The 18,352-nt window shown below is 57.5% G+C and carries 12 protein-coding genes; 11 read left to right on the top strand and 1 reads right to left on the bottom strand.

Annotated elements, in window-relative coordinates; translation table 11 throughout:
- Positions 1-246: 246 nt before the first annotated feature.
- The 11 genes from FHT76_RS25245 to tehA all read left to right on the top strand — a co-directional run bounded on the left by FHT76_RS25245 (position 247) and on the right by tehA (position 16,394).
- Positions 247-5,652 carry an AAA family ATPase gene (locus FHT76_RS25245; protein ID WP_259185947.1) on the top strand — a complete coding sequence of 1,802 codons (5,406 nt, stop codon included), beginning with the start codon at positions 247-249 and terminating at the stop codon, positions 5,650-5,652.
- 234 nt (positions 5,653-5,886) lie between these two features.
- Positions 5,887-6,537 carry an HD domain-containing protein gene (locus FHT76_RS25240; protein ID WP_259132147.1) on the top strand — a complete coding sequence of 217 codons (651 nt, stop codon included), beginning with the start codon at positions 5,887-5,889 and terminating at the stop codon, positions 6,535-6,537.
- A 213-nt stretch (positions 6,538-6,750) separates the two neighbouring features.
- Positions 6,751-8,382, top strand: coding sequence for an NAD-dependent malic enzyme (locus tag FHT76_RS25235; RefSeq protein ID WP_183859081.1), 1,632 nt, complete (start codon positions 6,751-6,753; stop codon positions 8,380-8,382).
- 11 nt (positions 8,383-8,393) lie between these two features.
- On the top strand, positions 8,394-9,569 hold the full coding sequence (locus FHT76_RS25230; protein WP_183859083.1) for an NAD(P)/FAD-dependent oxidoreductase: 1,176 nt from the start codon (positions 8,394-8,396) through the stop codon (positions 9,567-9,569).
- On the top strand, positions 9,559-11,289 hold the full coding sequence (gene poxB / locus FHT76_RS25225; RefSeq protein ID WP_259185939.1) for a ubiquinone-dependent pyruvate dehydrogenase: 1,731 nt from the start codon (positions 9,559-9,561) through the stop codon (positions 11,287-11,289). Before FHT76_RS25230 ends, poxB begins: the two co-directional genes overlap by 11 nt.
- Positions 11,234-11,497, top strand: coding sequence for a cytochrome d ubiquinol oxidase subunit II (locus tag FHT76_RS25220; RefSeq protein WP_259132150.1), 264 nt, complete (start codon positions 11,234-11,236; stop codon positions 11,495-11,497). The genes poxB and FHT76_RS25220 overlap by 56 nt, the downstream gene beginning before the upstream one ends.
- Positions 11,497-12,444, top strand: a complete 948-nt coding sequence (locus tag FHT76_RS25215) for an AEC family transporter (protein WP_183859089.1) — start codon at positions 11,497-11,499, stop codon at positions 12,442-12,444. Before FHT76_RS25220 ends, FHT76_RS25215 begins: the two co-directional genes overlap by 1 nt.
- Before the next feature lie 435 nt (positions 12,445-12,879).
- Positions 12,880-13,134, top strand: a complete 255-nt coding sequence (locus FHT76_RS25210; protein WP_183859091.1) for a hypothetical protein — start codon at positions 12,880-12,882, stop codon at positions 13,132-13,134.
- A gap of 445 nt (positions 13,135-13,579) precedes the next feature.
- Positions 13,580-14,248: a response regulator transcription factor gene (locus tag FHT76_RS25205; protein ID WP_183860690.1), complete on the top strand. Its 669-nt coding sequence runs from the start codon at positions 13,580-13,582 to the stop codon at positions 14,246-14,248.
- 326 nt (positions 14,249-14,574) lie between these two features.
- Entirely contained in the window at positions 14,575-14,949 is a 375-nt protein-coding gene (locus FHT76_RS25200; protein WP_310503132.1) for a response regulator, read from the top strand.
- 254 nt (positions 14,950-15,203) lie between these two features.
- Entirely contained in the window at positions 15,204-16,394 is a 1,191-nt protein-coding gene (gene tehA / locus FHT76_RS25195) for a dicarboxylate transporter/tellurite-resistance protein TehA (protein WP_246712536.1), read from the top strand.
- Positions 16,395-16,430: 36 nt separating this feature from the next.
- Here the strand turns inward: tehA and FHT76_RS25190 are convergent, their stop codons facing one another.
- Complete coding sequence (locus FHT76_RS25190) at positions 16,431-18,188, bottom strand: MOSC and FAD-binding oxidoreductase domain-containing protein (RefSeq protein ID WP_183859093.1); 1,758 nt, start codon at positions 18,186-18,188, stop codon at positions 16,431-16,433.
- Positions 18,189-18,352: the final 164 nt, after the last annotated feature.

The following is an 18,352-nucleotide window of genomic DNA, read 5'->3' as shown; positions in this document are numbered from 1 at the left end:
AATGACCCTCGGCACTCATTTGCGACGAACCGTGGAGCTTGACGGATGGATTCCCAGACCTCGCCTGACCCGCGCGGAGGCGGTACGAACGTCCTTTGGGAAGACGGCGAGCGCATTCTCTCTCGAGAGGCGTTTCCTGATGGTGATGGGTCACCTCACAACTTTCTCACGTTGCGTCTAGCTTCACCCTATCCCCGACCTACAAGTATTGCCCAGCTTGAGAACGAGTATCAACTCAGAGATTAGCTGGACAGTGCGTGGGCCGTCCTTCCAAAGGAATTCGTCCGGGAGCGGGATAAGACAATGCTAATATTGTCCGATCCCGGTGGCGAGGGTTTGGATCGCAAACTTGGCAAACCAATGCCAATCCTCCAGTTTCTCCATTTGGCTATAGAAACGGTTGCAGCGGTTCGGCAGATGCACCGGACCGGGCTTATTCATAAAAACCTCAGGCCGATTCATATCCTGGCGGATAGCGCCGGCGTTAACGTGCATCTTACTGGTTTCGGACATGCATCCCGACTACCTCGCGAACGCCAAGCTTTGGATCCCCCAGAGTTTATTGCCGGCACTCTTCTTTACATGGCGCCCGAGCAAACGGGCCGGATGAACCGCTCGATCGACTCGCGAAGCGATCTCTACACGCTGGGAGTGATTTTCTATCAAATGCTGACGGGGGAATTGCCATTTCCCACGTCTGACCCATTAGAATTGATTCATTGCCACATTGCTCGGGCGCCTCTTCCGCCGCACGAACGAATACCGAGTATCCCAGCCACAATTTCTAAAATCGTAACGAAGCTCCTGGCTAAAACGGCCGACGACCGTTACCAGACAGCCGCTGGCGTCGAATACGATCTCGGGCTCTGTTTAGCGGGCTTACAGACCGGTGGGCACATCAATCCCTTTGACGTGGGCTGTTTCGATATTCCTGATCGACTGTTGATGCCGGAGAGGCTTTACGGAAGAGAATTGGCAATCGCCTCGCTAGTGGACGCCTTTGGTCGCGTATCCACCACCGGAACTCCCGAGCTGGTAACAATTTGCGGCCATTCCGGCGTGGGAAAGTCCACACTATTCAACGAGCTACAACGGACATTGGTGCAATCCCAAGGCATGTTCGCGTCTGGCAAATTCGACCAGCAAAAACGCGACGCGCCATATGCGACTATCGCCCAAGCATTTCAAGGACCAATTCGCGGCTTGCTAAGCAAGGATGAAGCGGAGTTGGATCTCTGGCGACAGTCTTTGCTGGAAGCCTTGGGAACACAGGCGCGAGCCTTGGTCGATCTTATGCCCGAACTGGCTCTAGTCATTGGGAAGCAAAAAGCCGCTCCCAACCTTCCGGTACAGCAGGCCCAGCAAGCCTTTCAGATCGCCTTTCGCCGCTTCGTCGGAGTGTTCGCCACGGTAGGGCATCCCCTCGTATTGTTTCTTGATGACCTACATTGGGCCGACACCGCATCCTTGGATCTCCTCCAAGATCTAATGACACATGCCGAAATGCAGTACCTTTTGCTCGTCGCCGCCTACAGAGAAAGCGAACTTAGAGCCGGCCATCCACTTCTCTCAAGACTTCAATCAATCCGAGACGGTGGGTTCGAAAGCGAGTTGATCGTGCTGGGCGCGCTCGGTCGAAATGACCTTGAACAGTTTCTCGCCCAAGCGCTTCATTGCGACGAGTCGAGGGCAGCTCCATTAGCCCAGATTCTACACGAGAAAACTGGTGGTAACCCCTTTTTTATAAAGCAGTTCTTGTCTGGGCTCAGCGAAGAGGGTCTCGTTGCCTTCGATGCCCGCGAGCGTATGTGGTCGTGGGATACTGATACCATCCGGCGTAAGCAATATACCGCGAACGTAGCCGAACTGATGGTCAACAAGATCGGCCAGTTGCCTGCAGAGACACGTGCTGCAATGCAGCAACTTGCCTGCCTGGGTACCAGTGCGACGACTGCCACACTGTCCATGGTACTCGCAACGTCTGAGCGTGAAGTCGACGCTGTATTGTGGGAGGCAACCCGACGCGAATTTCTTGAGCACACCGAACGCTCGTACCGATTTATGCACGACCGAGTATTGGAGGCAGCCTACTCGCTCATTCAGCCGGAACATCGCGCCGAGACGCATCTGCACATTGGGCGTCTCCTGGTCTCGCAAACACGGGCTGAGCAACGAGAGGAGATTATCTTCGACATTGTCACTCACCTCAACCGCGGAAAAGAATTGATCGTTTCGGATGAAGAGCGAGCCCAACTTGCTGAATTGAATCTGGCGGCTGGCAGACGTGCGAGGGCGTCGACGGCTTACCATCAGGCACTAAAATATTTCGCGGTTGGCGCATCGCTACTCACGGCCAAGATGTGGGAGGACCGTCATCTGACCGCGTTCGCCCTGGAATTGCACCAGGCTGAATGCGAGTTTCTCGTCGGAAAGATTGAATCTGCTGATGATCGGCTAGCTAGGCTTTCATTGAGATCAGCGAACACTCTCGATCGGGCGAGCGTGGCATGCCTGCGCATCGACTTGTACTCCACCCTCGACCAATGCGACAAAGCCGTCGGCATATGCATTGAGTATCTGCAGTCTTTGGGGCTCCATTGGACTCCCCATCCAAGAAGGTCCCAAGTCAAGCGCGAGTACGACAGAATTTGGAAAAACCTTGGAGATCGGACGATCGAGGAACTTATCGATGTGCCGTTGATGACCGACGAGGTCGCCCTCGCTACGTTGGATGTTCTAACGCGAGTATTACCGTCGGCTCTCTTCGTTGATGCCAACTTTCTCTCGCTGGCTATCTGTCATTCGGTCAACATTAGCCTTGAGCGGGGACATGGCGACGGATCATGTGTCGCTTACGTCTTTTTTAGCAAAATAGCGGGACCACAGTTCAATGACTACAATGCGGGGTATCGGTTCGCGAGCCTCGGCTATCAACTGGTGGACAAGCGCGGTCTTGAGAGGTTTCGCGCTCCCGCTTACCTCTGGTTCGCGCAATTTTCACTGATGTGGATGGAGCACGTCCGTGCAAGTCGGATCGTGGTTATGAAGGCATTTGAGACCGCGACGAAAGGCGGCGACCCAACTCTCGCGGTATATTGTTGCGACAACCTCAATACCAATTTGCTCGCCGCCGGAGATCCCCTCGAAGAGGCGGAGCGCCAAGCCGACGTCGGCCTTGAGCTTGCTGAGCGCGCTCGTTACGGCCACATCGTGGACATCATGAAGGCGCAGCTCGGCGTTATCCGAAGTTTGCGCGGACTTACATACAGATTTGGCTCCTTCGACGACGAACAAATCGCTGAGAGCGACTTGGAAGAGCGCTATGCAATCGACCCTTCCACCAAGCAACCCGAGTGTTGGTATTGGATTCGGAAGCTGCAAGCACGCTTTTTTGCTGGGGATTTCTCCGTGGCCTTGAACGCCGCTGCGAAAGCGAAAAAACTACTCTGGACTTCTGCCGCAATGTTCGAACTGGCAGAGTACCATTTCTACGCAGCCTTATCTGTAGCTGGAAATCAGCGTAGGATTGGAGCCGCAGCTACCAAGGCCGGCATCGATGTTCTGGGTGCTCATCACAGACAGCTAATGGCGTGGGCAGGGAATTGCCCAGAAAATTTTGAGAACCGCGCCGCTTTGGTCGGCGCCGAACTTGCAAGACTCGAAGGGCGCGATTTCGAGGCCCAGCGACTTTACGAACTCGCGATCCAATCTGCTCGCGCAAACGGGTTTCTCCATAACGAAGCGATAGCCTATGAAACTGCCGCACAGTTTTACGGCGCCCACGGCTTTCAGGAGTTCTGCGATACCTACCTTACGAAGGCGCGAGACTGTTACCTACGCTGGGGCGCGCTAGGCAAAGTGAAACAGCTTGAGTCGCTCCATCCCCAGTTATTGAACGCTAAGCAACATCGTTCGGGCCGCGAGGAGCCGGGAGCTGCTGGCAACTCAGACCTTGAAGGCGTCGATGTCGATGTCGACGCTGTTCTCAAGGCATCGCAGGCACTGTCGAGCGAAATTTTACTGCCTCATTTGGTTGAACGTTTAATGACGATCGCCATGCAGACAGCAGGTGCCGACCGCGGGCTCCTGATCCTACCCGATCCGAGTGGGTACAGCATCGAAGCTGAGGCTGTGCTGGAAGGAGACTCGATTGTTCTGCGTCATAAAGATTTCACAGCTCCACCAGTTCCTCGATCCATCATCCGATACGTCATGCGAACCCAAGAAACGCTGATCGTTGACGACGCCGCCGAGCACCACCTTTTTTCCGATGATCCCTACATGACCGGGCAGAGCCCACGGTCAATCCTGTGCGTCCCACTTATTCGTCAAGGCTATCTGAGTGGTCTTCTCTATCTTGAAAATAGTTTGGCATCGCACGTTTTCACGAGCGATCGAGCGCGGCTCTTGGAGCTCATGGGGACGCAAGCTGCTATCTCACTGGAGAACACTCGTCTTTACGGAGACCTTCAAGAACGCGAATCTCGTATTCGGCGCCTCTTCAACGCCAATATCATTGGGATATTCACCTGGAACCTCGACGGGAGGATCATTGATGCTAATGATGCATTCCTTCAGATTGTTGGCTACGAAAGTGAGGATCTGGAGGAAGGTGACCTACGCTGGAAGAGCCTGATGCCGGGCGAGTGGGATCCAGAAAACGATCGTGTGATGGAGGAGATGCGCGCGACCGGCGTCGCTACCCCGTTTGAGGGAGAATACGTCAAGAAAGATGGTTCACGGGTTCCCGTTCTGATTGGTGCCGCGTTTTTTGACGGACGACCAATGGAAGGTGTTGCGTTCGTTATCGACCTTACGGATCGCCGGCGGGCCGAGGGATTAGCCCGTGACAGCGAGCGGCGCTACCACGAGAGCCAATTGGCTCTCGCACACGCGAACCGTGTCTCCGCCATGGGACACTTGGCAGCGTCCATAGCCCATGAGCTGAACCAGCCTCTCTCGGGTGTAGTCGTTAGCGCCGAAACAGCGATTATGCTTTTGAACGACGAGCCTGACTTGCCCGAAGCCCGAAAGGCCCTTGCTCGCGTCGTGCGCGACGGCACCCGCGCCGGTCAAGTTTTCGGCCGGATCCGTACGCTCATCAAAAAGGCGCCTCCGCAGAAATCGTCACTCGAAATAAACGATGTTATCGATGAGGTCATCAGCCTGACCCGAAGTCAGGCGCAGAAGAGTGGCATTCTACTGGAGGCAAAACTCACCAAGGGCTTGCCGCCTGTCCAAGGCGACCGGGTTCAGTTGCAGCAGGTAGTACTGAATCTGATCATGAACGCACTGGATGCTATCAACGACTTTGCCGGTGGGCGGGGCGTCATCTTAGTCAGTTCGGCCAAATCCCAGTCGGGTGGAGTCCACGTATCAGTCCAGGATTCTGGGCCGGGAATTGCGAAGGAAAATTTAGAGCGGGTTTTTGGGGCGTTCTACACCACGAAGCCCGAAGGATTGGGAATGGGCCTTTCGATTTGCCGGTCGATCATCGAGTCGCATGGCGGCAAGCTGTGGGCCGAGCCAGCTTTGCCGACAGGGGCCGTCTTCAATCTTCATTTTCCTACCCCAGAGGAAAAACGCATAACAGATTCACCAAACGTCGACGGTACCGCGACGGCACCCACCGATAGAACCGTCGGCGACTGAAATTTAGCTTCCTGTCCTCCGACACGATCATTACTGATCTTCTTCGTCTGTTCCGGCGTCGAGAATACCGCTGAGAGCTCCTGCTTCCATTGCACTTAGGTATCAGCCAGACGGCGCCGCTAAAGCGCTCGCCGTCAATCGTACTCTCGTCCAATACGCTCCCGCCGAATTGCAGATAATTTTCAGGTGAAATTTGCAGCCGGCTGGCCCGGCGTTCACGGTTGGAGAGCACGGATGTCCACAGATCCCAGAACGATTGCAGGAGTGGGAATTCCAGACAGCACGATGGCCCAGGCAGCGACAGAACTCGTTCGTGACGCTGAAACGGAGCTCCTTTATCACCACTCCAGACGAGTTTTCCTCTTTGGCGCGCTGACTGGCGAACGACGGGGCGTCACGTATGACGCCGAGCTACTCTACATCGGGGCAATGTTTCATGACATGGGCCTTATGGATGCACATGCGAGCCCCAACGAACGCTTCGAGGTGGATGGAGCGAATGCCGCCCGAAACTTTCTCCAATCATATGGACTGCCCGAGCGGGATGTCGACGACGTATGGGATTCGATTGCCCTACATACGACGCCGGGGATCCCGAAGCACAAGCGATCCACTGTGTCCTTGGTTGCTGCAGGCGTCGAAATGGACGTCCTCGGCATCGGCTTCGAGGAGTTCACGTCCAAACAGCGGAACGAGGTATGTGCGTGCCATCCGCGGGGCCTGAAATTCAAGCAAGGCATCCTTTCCTCATTCTGCATGGGCACCATCCGAAAACCTGAGACGACTTTCGGAAACATCAAGGCGGACGTACTTTCGAAAATGGACCCGACCTACAAGCGGACGGATTTCACGGAAGCGGTTCTGGCCTCGAAATGGACGACGTAAGGATCGATACCATCGTACGTGTTGCCGGGGACAGTCCCCAAGCCTAGTCTTCCGTCAGAGTTAAGGAAGCCTCGAGCGAGTGGTCGTGCACGTAGGGCAAGACCGAAAGCAAGACGCCCTGCAGGCAGACTGTGTCTCGAGCCCGTATCGAGACACCCGTCCGGCCTCGGTTGGCCTACAATCCGAACAATCAAACAACCAAGGAGCTTGACCATGGCTGTAGAAGCTATGTCCAACGGCTATGCCCTTTTGCGTGACCCCCACACGAACAAAGGGACTGCCTTCGACAGCAATGAGCGCCACAGGTATGGCATTGAGGGGCTTCTTCCGCCGACGCCTACATCGATCGAAAGCCAGGTTGCGCGAATTAATGCGCAGCTCGACGCATTAAAAGACGACCTCCAGAAGTACCTGTTGCTTTCGGACCTCCAGGCGAGAAACGAGACCCTATACTACGCAGTCCTGATGTCCGACCCGGCAGGGTTTATGCCGCTGGTCTACACTCCCACGGTCGGCGAGGCCTGTCAGAAGTTCGACCACATCTTTCATTCAGCCCGCGGGCTCTACATTCCAATATCCGCCAAGGGACATATCAGAGAACTCATCTCGAACTGGCCACAGAGAGACGTCCGTTTCATCGTGGTCACTGACGGAGAACGAATTCTTGGCCTGGGCGATCTCGGCGTTGGCGGGATGGGAATCCCAATAGGAAAGCTTTCTCTTTATACGGCATGCGCGGGCGTCCCGCCGGAGGTGTGCCTTCCGATCACTCTCGATGTCGGGACCAATAATCCCGCTCTACTCGACGACCCGCTCTATCTCGGGCTTCGGCATGACCGCATTCGCGGCGATGACTATCACGCGTTCATTGACGAGTTCGTCGCGGCGGTCACGGACCTCTTTCCGAAATGCTGCATCCAGTGGGAAGACTTTGCCAACTTCAACGCTATCCCGATCCTGTCGAGGTACAAGACGAAGATCTGCACCTATAACGACGACATCCAGGGCACCGCCTCGATCGCTCTCGCAGGCATCTATGCCGCGCTGAAGATCACGGGGGGAACGCTCACGGATCAGCGGTTCCTATTCCTTGGAGCCGGATCTGCTGCAACCGGCATCGCGGATTTGATCGCTCAGGGCATGGCGATGCAGGGTCTTCCCTTTGCGGAAGCTCGTAGTCGTAGTTCGCTGTTCGACGTCGATGGTCTCCTCGTGGCGTCCCGCGCAGTGAAGGACTTCCAGAAGCCGTTCGTCGTCGATCACGAACCCGTCGCGGACTTCGTCGATGCGATCAAGCTACTGAAACCCACCGCGATCATCGGGGTCAGCACCGCCCCGAAGCTTTTCACCAAAACCGTCATCGAGACGATGACGGCGATAAACGATCGCCCGATCATCTTCCCCTATTCCAATCCCACCTCGCGGTCCGAATGCACCGCCGAGGAGGCGTACACGTGGTCGCAAGGAAAAGCGGTGTTCGCGAGCGGGAGCCCTTTCCCGCCCTTGACCGTAAACGGGCACCGTTTAGTTCCTGGCCAGGGAAACAACGTGTACATTTTTCCGGCCATGGGGATGGCCGTTTACGCGACCGAAGCCAAACTTGTGACCGACGAGATGTTTATCGTTGCAGCCAAGGCCGTCGCAGAACAGGTGGACGAGGATAGCCTGAACGCCGGTTTGATCTATCCGCCACAGAGCAAGATCCTCGAGGCTTCGTTGCACGTCGCCCGCAAAATTGCCGAGCATATCTTCGACAAAGGTCTGGCGAATGTCGAACGCCCAGCCGACGTCGCCCAACTCATCAGCAGCAAGACGTACAGGCCTGTCTACCGGCATTTGAATTGAGAGGGCTGGTCGTGGCAAACCGTCCTCCCGCTGCACCCCGGCCCCGCGTCGTCGTCGTCGGCGCGGGCTTTGGAGGCCTTGCTGTCGCACGGGGTCTCAGGTCTGCGCCGGTTGATATCACGTTGCTGGATAGGAGAAACTTACATCTCTTCCAGCCATTGCCCTACCAGGTCGCCACGGCATCGCTGTCGCCGGGCCAGATATCCTGGCCGGTGAGAAGCATCTTTTCGGCTCAAAGGAACACACGCGTCCTGATGATGGAGGTCAGCGGCGTTGATACTCGCTCGCGTACCGTTACGGATGGCAGCTCCATCGTCCCATACGACTATCTTGTACTCGCCACGGGCGCCAGGCATGCGTACTTTGGCAACGAAGGATGGGAACCCTTCGCCCCCGGATTGAAGACAATTGAAGACGCAAGGGCTTTGCGCGAAAATTTGTTACGCGCCTATGAAATTGCGGACAAGACGCCCGATGCAGAGGAGAGGCGTCGACGCTTGACGACAGTGATCGTCGGTGGCGGTGCAACTGGCGTCGAAATGGCGGGTGCCGCCGCGGAGCTGACACACAGGACCTTGAAGGGCGAGTTCCGGACCATCGACACGCAATCGATGCGGATTGTGGTGGTCGAGGCCGGGCCAAGACTTCTTCGCGCGTTTCCGGTGGAACTTTCTGAAAAATGCTTGTCGTGGCTCGCTGTGTCGCCAACCCTTAACCTAGGTGATCACCCCGAGATATTCGTGATCGGTGATACGTGCGTCGCGACTTCGGATGGGAAGCAGGTTCCGGGGATCGCTCCCGCTGCCAAGCAAATGGGCAGTTATGTCGCAAAGGTGATCGAGGCACATGCGGCGCAGGAGCCCTTGCCCCCACCCTTTAAGTATCGTCATCAAGGAGACCTGGCTGTTATCGGACGCGGGGCCGCGGTGGTACGCGTCGGAAAGATCTCGCTATCCGGTTTCACGGGCTGGGTCTTCTGGTCACTCGTGCACGTGATGTTTCTCATCGGATTTCGCAGCAGGACCTCAGTCGCGCTCGACTGGATCTGGGCGTTCGTGACGCGTCAGCGGAGCGCCAGACTCATATCAGACGGCGACCCTTCATCTTTTGCCACTCCGGTACCCTCGGATGTCCAACGCTCGCGCAAGCGGGATAGCGCCACTCAAGGAGGCGGTCATGCCGCATAAAGCAGCAGATATCATCACCGAAGTCCTGCACGCCGCCGGCGTGCGCCGCATCTACGGCGTCGTCGGAGACAGCCTCAACGGTTTGACAGAATCTATGCGAAGTCGAGGCGACATCGAATGGGTGCATGTCAGGCACGAAGAAACCGCGGCGTTCGCCGCGGGCGCCGAGGCGCACCTTACCGGTGAGCTCGCGGTCTGCGCGGGAAGCTGCGGACCAGGAAATCTCCACCTGATAAACGGTCTCTTCGACGCACATCGCTCTCGAGTACCCGTCCTGGCCATCGCCGCACAGATCCCATCCACGGAGATCGGCCGCGGCTATTTCCAGGAGACGCATCCAGACAACCTCTTCAAGGAATGCAGTCACTATTGCGAACTGGTTTCAAACCCGCAGCAGCTCCCGGGGGTTCTGGAGACCGCTGTCAGGGCGGCGATCGGCAAGAAGGGCGTGGCGGTGGTGGTCATACCGGGCGACATTGCGCTGGCGAACTACGACGCCCCGATCTCGCAGCCCGAGGGGCTCAAGATTCATGTACCCACGGTACTCCCACGAGATCCTGAACTAGATCGCCTCGCAGCCCTCCTGAACAAGAGTGAGCGGACGACAATCCTTTGTGGTCGAGGATGCCGGGGCGCCCACGGCGAAGTTATCGCTCTCGCCGAACGCCTGAAGGCGCCCATAGTGCATGCCCTTGGTGGGAAGGAATACATCGAACACAACAACCCTTACAACGTTGGCATGACAGGGTTCATCGGGTTCTCTTCGGGCTACACGGCGATGCTCGCATGCGACACGTTGCTGATGCTCGGCACGGACTTTCCCTATCGGCAGTTTTATCCCACCGACTCCAAGATCGCTCAGATCGACATCAGACCGGAAAGCCTTGGGCGCCGCGCGCCTCTCGACATTGGCCTCGTTGGCGACGTCAAGGCCAGCGTCGGAGCGTTGCTGCCTAGGATTGACGAAAAGTCGGACACCTCGCATCTGTCCGACAGTCTGAAAAATTATGCAAAAGCTCGCGAAGGCCTCGATGACCTCGCATCCGGCAAGCCGGGCCGCAAGCCGATCCATCCTCAGTACCTCGCCAAGCTCGTAAGCGATCTCGCTGCCGACGACGCGGTCTTCACGTTCGACGTCGGGACCCCCACCGTATGGGCCGCAAGGTACCTTGCCATGAATGGCCGACGACGGATGATCGGTTCGCTCGTGCACGGTTCGATGGCAAATGCGCTTCCGCAGGCGATCGGTGCTCAAGCCGCCTACCCCGACCGACAGGTAATAAGCCTTTCCGGGGATGGAGGTTTCGCAATGATGATGGGCGACGTCCTGACGCTCGTGCAACAGAAGCTTCCGGTAAAGATCGTTGTCTTCAACAATTCGGTTCTGGGATTCGTTGCTCTCGAAATGAAGGCCGCGGGCTTTCTTGAAACCGGCGTCGATCTCTCAAACCCGAATTTTGCTGCGGTAGCCGCGGCGGCAGGGATCCACGGTGTTCGCGTCGAGGATCCAGGCGAGTTGGAAAGCGCGCTGCGCGAGGTACTCGCGCATGACGGCCCCGCCCTGCTCGACGTGGTCACGAATACCGAGGAGTTTTCAATGCCCCCGAAGATCGAGGCCGCGCAGGTGAAAGGCTTCGGCGTATGGGCTTTGAAGGCGGTAATGAATGGCCGAGGCGATCAACTCGTCGATCTCACCGTATCGAACTTCCTGCGGCGCTGAGGAGGCGGATGGGACGCTCGCCGTGTCGTTCTACCCTTATGTCATCCCTCCTGCGGTGACTCTGGAAGAGGCGGTCGCGCCCCAATCGACATTAGCCTCCATGTTCTGGGGAGCGGGCATCTTCGTTCTGCAGATCACGATCGTCTACACCCTGCTCGTCTACTTCGTTTTCAAAGGCAAGGTGAGCCCAGAACAGGAGCATTACTGATGCAGAGCATTCTTGCGACCACGACTCATTCACTCGCGCCCATCGCCTTCTGCATAACCTTGGGATGGATGGCTGGGAAGCTCGGGATGATGCCGATCGAGTACGGACGCGCGCTAGCGAGATTCGTCGTGCTGTTCGCACTTCCGATCGCACTTTTTCTCGCGGCGGCGAAGGCCAATCCGGCAGACATCTTCAACGCCAGGATCCTACTCTCTCTCCTGATCGGGTTTGGCCTGACGTTCCTCATTGGCTGGGCTGCCGGACACTTGCTTTTCAAGCATGGAGAGGCGGACAGCGCTCTGCAGGCCTTGGCCTGCTCCTTCCCGAACATCGCCTACTGCGGCCCACCGGTTCTGGTCGCATCCGTCGGGTCGTCGGCGCTTCTGATGGTCGTCTCCGGAAATCTGATCGTGACTCTGATCGTCGTCCCGATCACGCTTGTCGTCCTTGCACGGAGCGCTACCGATGAAGAGCATCGGATCGGGATCGGCAGGGCGCTGTGGAATGCGGCAAAGCAGCCCCTGGTCTTTCTGCCTATTGCAGGCGCCGGTTTCGCGGCGTCCGGATTCAAGTTGCCTGAACTTGCCGTGACCGCAGCAAGCGAGATCGGCGTAGCGGCTGGGGGCGCAGCGCTTTTCGCCCTTGGTCTGACTTTGTCGGGGATCAGCTTGCAGCTCAACAAGGAGGTGACGTTCAATGTGTTCGTGAAGAACATCTTGCAACCCATTGTGATCTTTGGCACCGCCTATCTCGTGGGGTTGCGAGGGGCGCTTTTGGCCCAGACTTTTCTACTGGGCGTACTGCCCACAGCAACAGAGGTTTCCGCCATAGCGGTCTCAAGGAATATTTATCGGGATCGGGCCGCGGGCAGTACCTTGGCCAGTGTGCTGGCAAGCATATTCACCATCGCGGCGGGCGTCTCGGTCGCCGTGCTGCTTGACGAGTAGCTCCACGAGCATCCAAGCGGGCAGTTTCCAAGCTTGGGTGGGTCTCGAGTGGACATCGCGCGTGGAGGTTATGCCGAATTTCTGTCGGGGCGAATTTGTACCGAAGACGCGACCGCACCGCAGATGTGAGGGGCTGTATCTCAAATCGATGCTGGCTTCGCCCTCCCCCAATTTGCCCCATCACACACTGTCGGCCTCACGTTGCAGATGCGACGTCGGCCCCGTATCGAATGAGACACCGGACCCCTCGGCGAGTGTGGCGCTCGGCGAGCAGCTTGACATCAGGAGATGCGCCGGCAGAAGTAACTTCCTCGTCGTGCCTTCCTTCGGATCTCAGCTCAGTGATTGCATGTCCATCAACATACGCAAACGCGCACAGTCACTCTCTCCGCCCTGAAAAAGGCGGATAAGTCTGCGAGCCGCGTGAAGTGTTCGTTGATCGTCCAGCGCGAAGCCGTGGGTCTCGCAGAAGTCTCGCAGGACGACGCGCAACATAGCGACTTCCGCGCCGTCCAAGTGCTTTTTGGCAGCTTGGTTATCGAATGTTCTGAACATATTGCCCTTGCCTTGAAACAACTCTTTGTCACAAAATCCACGCCGCGCAGTTTCGGCTCCATCAGCGGACATCTGCTCCGGGCCTGGTACCCAGACCCGAGTCAGGGTAGCTGGATGCCGTACGACGGCCAGTGATGCGGCCATCGCAGTCATAGCGGCAGCGATAGCGAAAAGCGGAAGGCCGCAGCCCTGGCGTGGTCTCTCATCCCGATTTATCATCGCCTGCTCCTAGGGGCTGTTCAGGCGAAGTATGTGCAACGGGTCGCTGGAGCGCACTTGTGCGAAGGTATCTGGGACACCAAAGTATTGCCGACACCATCGTCCAGTAGCCCTTCTTTTTTAAGGAGTCGGGGTGTGAATCGAGCGTCGGACGTAGGATGTATTATTCTTGGTGATGACGTGGCGCGCCCGCGACTTGTTTTCAAACCAATACTTTCGGACAATTGAAGCTCGGCCTGTGTGTTATGCTACACTGGCCTGTACGGTGTGATCCGGCTGCCGGGTCGAAGGCCTTTGGCACAGGCCGCTGAGGCATGGCAGATTTCCAACGGTCGTCGCACAGGAGGATGTCTTGCAGAACATGAACCCTCCAACAGATCGATGCCAATCGGCGCCTAGTGCGCTGTCGGTGCCGCCACGTCCCGTTATCATCATCATTGATGACGATGCTTCCGTTCGAGAATCGCTGGAATTGCTCGTACGCTCCGTGGGGTGGACACCCCTGCTGTTTTCATCTGCGCAAGACTACCTATCGCATCTTCCACGGCAGCTCCCAAGCTGCCTGGTTCTGGACGTTAATATGCCCGGACTGGACGGCCTCGACCTACAGGCGGCTCTAACCAGCAGGGGAAGCCGGGTGCCCATAGTGTTTGTTTCAGGCGTGGGCGACATACCGATGACAGTAAGAGCTCTGAAGGCCGGAGCTAGCGATTTCCTGACCAAGCCAATCGATCCGGGCGCATTCCTTGCGGTGATACGGACGGCGATCGCACAAAACGAGTCCATCCAACAGGAAGAAAATCACCTTGGCCAAATACGCCAGCGACACGGTTCCCTGACGCGGCGCGAAGGAGAGGTGATGGCACTTGTGGTTGCCGGGTTGCTGAACAAGCAGGTGGCATACGAGCTTGGCATTAGCGAAATAACGGTGAAGGCGCACCGAGGCCAGGTCATGCGAAAGATGGATGCCCGTTCGCTTCCCGATCTTGTGACCATGGCGGCTTTGTTGAACGTCAAGAGGCAAAGCTAGGGGAACGCGTTCGCGGCGAGCCCACGAGCGTGCCGACAGACGAGAGCGCCGGTTTTAGTGAAACCGCGATTGTCCGATCCTGCGTGCCTCCTCGACCCGCTACCGAGGTAGCGAACACACCTTCGTACAATATCATCCCTCCCTCTTTCGCGTGATGGTGCCCATCGAGCTCGTGTTCGAGATCGAGCCGTACCGCAATCGAGAGCACATCCGATACCATTGTCCAATATACTCTTGGTTGTCGGAAGCATATGCCTGATTGTGCGCCATGAGACATCCAGAGGTGGTCGCAAAAGAGGGCAAGCTGGAACCCAATTCCGGAGGTGATGATGGTGGATCTGCGTGCGCTCATATCCGTCGTAGACGACGATGTGTCGGTGCGCGAATCTCTGTCTGGTTTGCTTGGTTCTCTCGGGTTCGACGTCGAGACATTTTCATCCGCGAATGATTTTCTGCGCTCTCCTCGGATAGCTGAGGTGGAATGCATCGTTCTGGACGTCGCGATGCCGGTAATGTCTGGCCCGGAACTTTTTCAATCAATGATCTCCAGCGGACGCGATATTCCGATCGTATTCATCACGGGCGTCGAGGACGAAATTCTTCGAGACCGGCTGATATCAATGGGAGCGATCGACTGCCTGTATAAGCCGCTGTGCGTTGACGAACTTCGCAAGGCAGTCGCCTCTGCACTCCATCGTTGATAAAGCCTCGGTCGGCCGACGGTTCGAGATTCTGACGACGGTCCCACATGGGGGGCGCTACTGAGCTCTCGACGCGACACAGGGGTAGCCGCGGCTTCCTACGGACGGTCCGAACGACTGAACATAGATCGCTTCGCCGGCTCCCTGACACCATGGTGCAATAGATCGAAACTCGGTTCAGTGAGAGGCTTTCCGCTTCGAAAGGCAGGAGTGTTCGATGATTGCGTTTGCGCATCACATCCGTAGGAAGGTGCTTGCCGGCGCAGCTTCGGCTGCGGTGCAGATTGTCCTTTCCTGCCGCGACGCGACCGCTGCAGAACCTGCCGCAGATATTCATCCTTTCAGATTTGGAGCCTCTCTGGATCAACCGCACCCACCTGTCGAGGCGCGTCAGAGCAACGCGTTTGCCCGATCCGGAGACCGTCGGCGACCATCGAAGGCGCTTGACTATAAAAATGGAGGCGTTCGTGAGCAGATTATCGACCAACGGAAGCTTGGGATCCACCTATGGTGCGGTGCTATTTCCTAGAGTCCAGGCAAGTTATTTCGGGTGCGTTCTGGGTCTATCCGGGTTGGCGACGAACTGGCGCCTCGCTGCGGAATTGTGGAGGCTTCCGACGATTATCGGCGAGGCGTTATATCTCTGTGCCGGCGCGATCTGGGTAGTATTCACCCTTCTGTTTCTAACCAAATGGGCGCTCGCGAGAGATGAAGCACTCGCCGAATTCTCCAATCCGGTGCAGAGCTGCTTCGTCGGCCTTCTCGGCGTGTCGTCAATGCTCATTGCGCTCGGTGTCCTGCCATATTCCTGGCTCGCGGGAGTGAGCCTATTCGCATTTGGCGCTATATTCACGGTCGTTTTCGGAGTCTGGTTGACAGGTTCCTTGTGGGAGGGAAACCGCGATCCAGTTTCCACCACGGCCGCCCTATATCTCCCAGCCGGCGCGGGATCGTTCGTGACCGCGATCGCCGCAAGCGCTTTCGGCCATTCAGACTGGAGCCAGTTGGCGTTTGGCGCCGGGTTCTTCTCCTGGTTGGCGATAGAGTCGGTGGTCCTGCACAGGCTTCTCACGAACAAGGAGTTGCCAGAATTGCTCCGCCCCATGCTGGGCATTCAACTGGCGCCGCCTGCTGTCGGGTGCCTTGCATATCTGAGTGGCACCACCGGGCACCCGGATCCGCTTTCGCATGCTCTCTTTGGATATGGCCTGCTTCAATTACTGATACTCGCCCGTTTGATCCCGTGGATCAGGCGGCAGCCTCTCGATCTATCCTACTGGGGAATTACGTTCGGGCTCACGGCGCTTACCAGTGCATCGATGAAAATGGCAGCGCGGACTGATGGTCCAGTTCTGGGGATGATCGCGCCGTTCCTCCTTATCATCTCAAGTGCGATCGTGCTGGCCATCGCAATCGGGAGCATTCGATGGCTCCTGAAGCGATAAATCACGGCACGAGCAACAGCGGGCGGCTCCATAAGCTTAAAGATCGAGGATTACATTCGCTTTGGGCTTGGAACAGCAGATGAGGACGTTTCCCTTCGCAGCCGTGTCCAACGGCTGGGGATCGTAGACGACGGCACCAGAAATTAGCGCCGTCTCGCACGTGTGACAGACACCAGCGCGGCAAGACCAGCGCACCGGGAGGTCGCAGGCTTCGGCAAAATTCAACAGGCTGTCGTAGTTTGAACTCCACGCGACGCTGAGCCCGCTCCTGGCGAATGTGATCAATGGTCCAGTTCCCCGTTCTCCGGGAGGCTGATGCGGACGACGTCCCTCGACCGCCGCGATGCCGGGCGTGATCGAGGAAACCGGCCCAAATGCCTCGGAGTGGATGCGGCTCCTATCGACCCCCGACGATCGGAGAAACTCAATGAGATCGCTCATGAATTCGGCGGGACCGCAGATGCAGTATTCGGCGTCGAGGGGCAAGGGCAAGGATTTGAGCACATCCGAATTCAGTCGGGATTTGCGGTCGTAGTCGCGTCCAATGACGTCCATCGGCGTCGGTGAGCTGTAGCAGATCACGCTGTGGGCGCGTGGGATCGATGACAGGAACCGACGGGCAGTTTCACCAAACGGATGTTGCAGACCGTTCCGCGCGCCGTGAAGCCACCAGATCTCCCGTTCTGTCCCCTCTTCCGCCAACGCCTCAAGCATTGCAAGCACTGGCGTCACTCCAATCCCGGCGCTTGTTAACACCACGGGACCGTCACCCTGCGGAAGAACGAACGCGCCACGCGGGGCGCTCAAGCCGACGACGTCGTCGACGACCAGGGTGTCGTGGATGTAGCCGCTAGCGCTTCCGCCAACTTCACGCTTCACGCTAATGGAAAACCCTCTACTATCCGGCCGCGCTGATAGGGAGTAGCTTCTCAGCCACGGGATCGAAGCGGTCGGCTTCAACTCGATTACGACGAATTGCCCAGGAAGGGCGTCGCCGATCGGGAGCCCGTCGCTCGGCTCCAACTCCAGCGAGACGACGTCGCTGCTCGCGAACGTCTTCCGGCTCACTCGGAATTCGCGAAATCCCTCCCAGGCCGGATCAGGCTGCGGGTACGCGGCCAGACCTGCGTTTCCGCTGGCCCGACCGTCGAGGTTAGCGTCCCTCAACTTCTCGAAGGACTGCCGCCAGCCCAGACTCAATGCCGGATTGTCGATCGCAAGGTCGAGACGGTCGATGGGATGGTCGGGTTTATATAGCAGGGCGTCGACCTCCGAGATCGTCAACCGGTTGAGTCCGGCGGCGACCATCTCGACGTCGTCGCCCGCCTCGACCAGCCCCTCCTCCAAGACCCGCATATAGAACCCCGGCCTACCATGGGAGACGAGAAGCGACGCCATCTCTGGGACATCCATACGGATCCCGAGGCGATAGCAGGTCACGCGTGGTTGCGAGATTTCGAACAACGCTTTGCCAATCCGGTATTGGTCTCCGATGCACGCTTCCGCATCTGACAGCCCTTCTACCGTGAAGTTTTCGCCGAATTGTCCGAAGACAAAGTCACTCCGACCGAGGAAACGTTGCCAGTAGTCATAGGATTCGATCTGGTACACGTACACCGCACGGTTCTCACCGCCGTGCCCCGCCAGGTCACCCTGGCCGTCCCCATCGATATTCAGGCGCCTTGCCATCCTGGGCCCGGCAACGGGTTCCTTCCAGATGCCGGTCCGGACCTCCCTGCCGTGCCAGGAGATGGTCTTGGGCAAACCTACGTTGACAGATAGTAGTCGGGCCATCGGGTTACCTCAAAGTCTCGTTGCCATCGAGGGCGGAGCGTCCAGCGCGCCTATCGAACCATCTCACAACCTGTCGAACCATCATACGATAGTATCGGCGATACCTAAGTCCTGTGGCGTGTAGCGCCGCCGGATGATCTGATACCCCCGTCCAGTGTCAGCAA

This window comes from Rhizobium sp. BK176, from assembly GCF_024808055.1.
Note: the sequence above shows the minus strand (reverse complement) of the source record. Positions and strands in the feature narration are given on the sequence as shown.

What these genes read in the sequence shown, in the direction of transcription:
- FHT76_RS25190 (WP_183859093.1), bottom strand. Translation starts at nt 18,188, where the DNA reads ATGGCCCGACTACTATCTGTCAACGTAGGTTTGCCCAAGACCATCTCC.
- FHT76_RS25220 (WP_259132150.1), top strand. Translation starts at nt 11,234, where the DNA reads ATGGCCGAGGCGATCAACTCGTCGATCTCACCGTATCGAACTTCCTGC.
- FHT76_RS25205 (WP_183860690.1), top strand. Translation starts at nt 13,580, where the DNA reads ATGAACCCTCCAACAGATCGATGCCAATCGGCGCCTAGTGCGCTGTCG.
- FHT76_RS25240 (WP_259132147.1), top strand. Translation starts at nt 5,887, where the DNA reads ATGTCCACAGATCCCAGAACGATTGCAGGAGTGGGAATTCCAGACAGC.
- FHT76_RS25235 (WP_183859081.1), top strand. Translation starts at nt 6,751, where the DNA reads ATGGCTGTAGAAGCTATGTCCAACGGCTATGCCCTTTTGCGTGACCCC.
- poxB (WP_259185939.1), top strand. Translation starts at nt 9,559, where the DNA reads ATGCCGCATAAAGCAGCAGATATCATCACCGAAGTCCTGCACGCCGCC.
- FHT76_RS25215 (WP_183859089.1), top strand. Translation starts at nt 11,497, where the DNA reads ATGCAGAGCATTCTTGCGACCACGACTCATTCACTCGCGCCCATCGCC.
- FHT76_RS25200 (WP_310503132.1), top strand. Translation starts at nt 14,575, where the DNA reads ATGATGGTGGATCTGCGTGCGCTCATATCCGTCGTAGACGACGATGTG.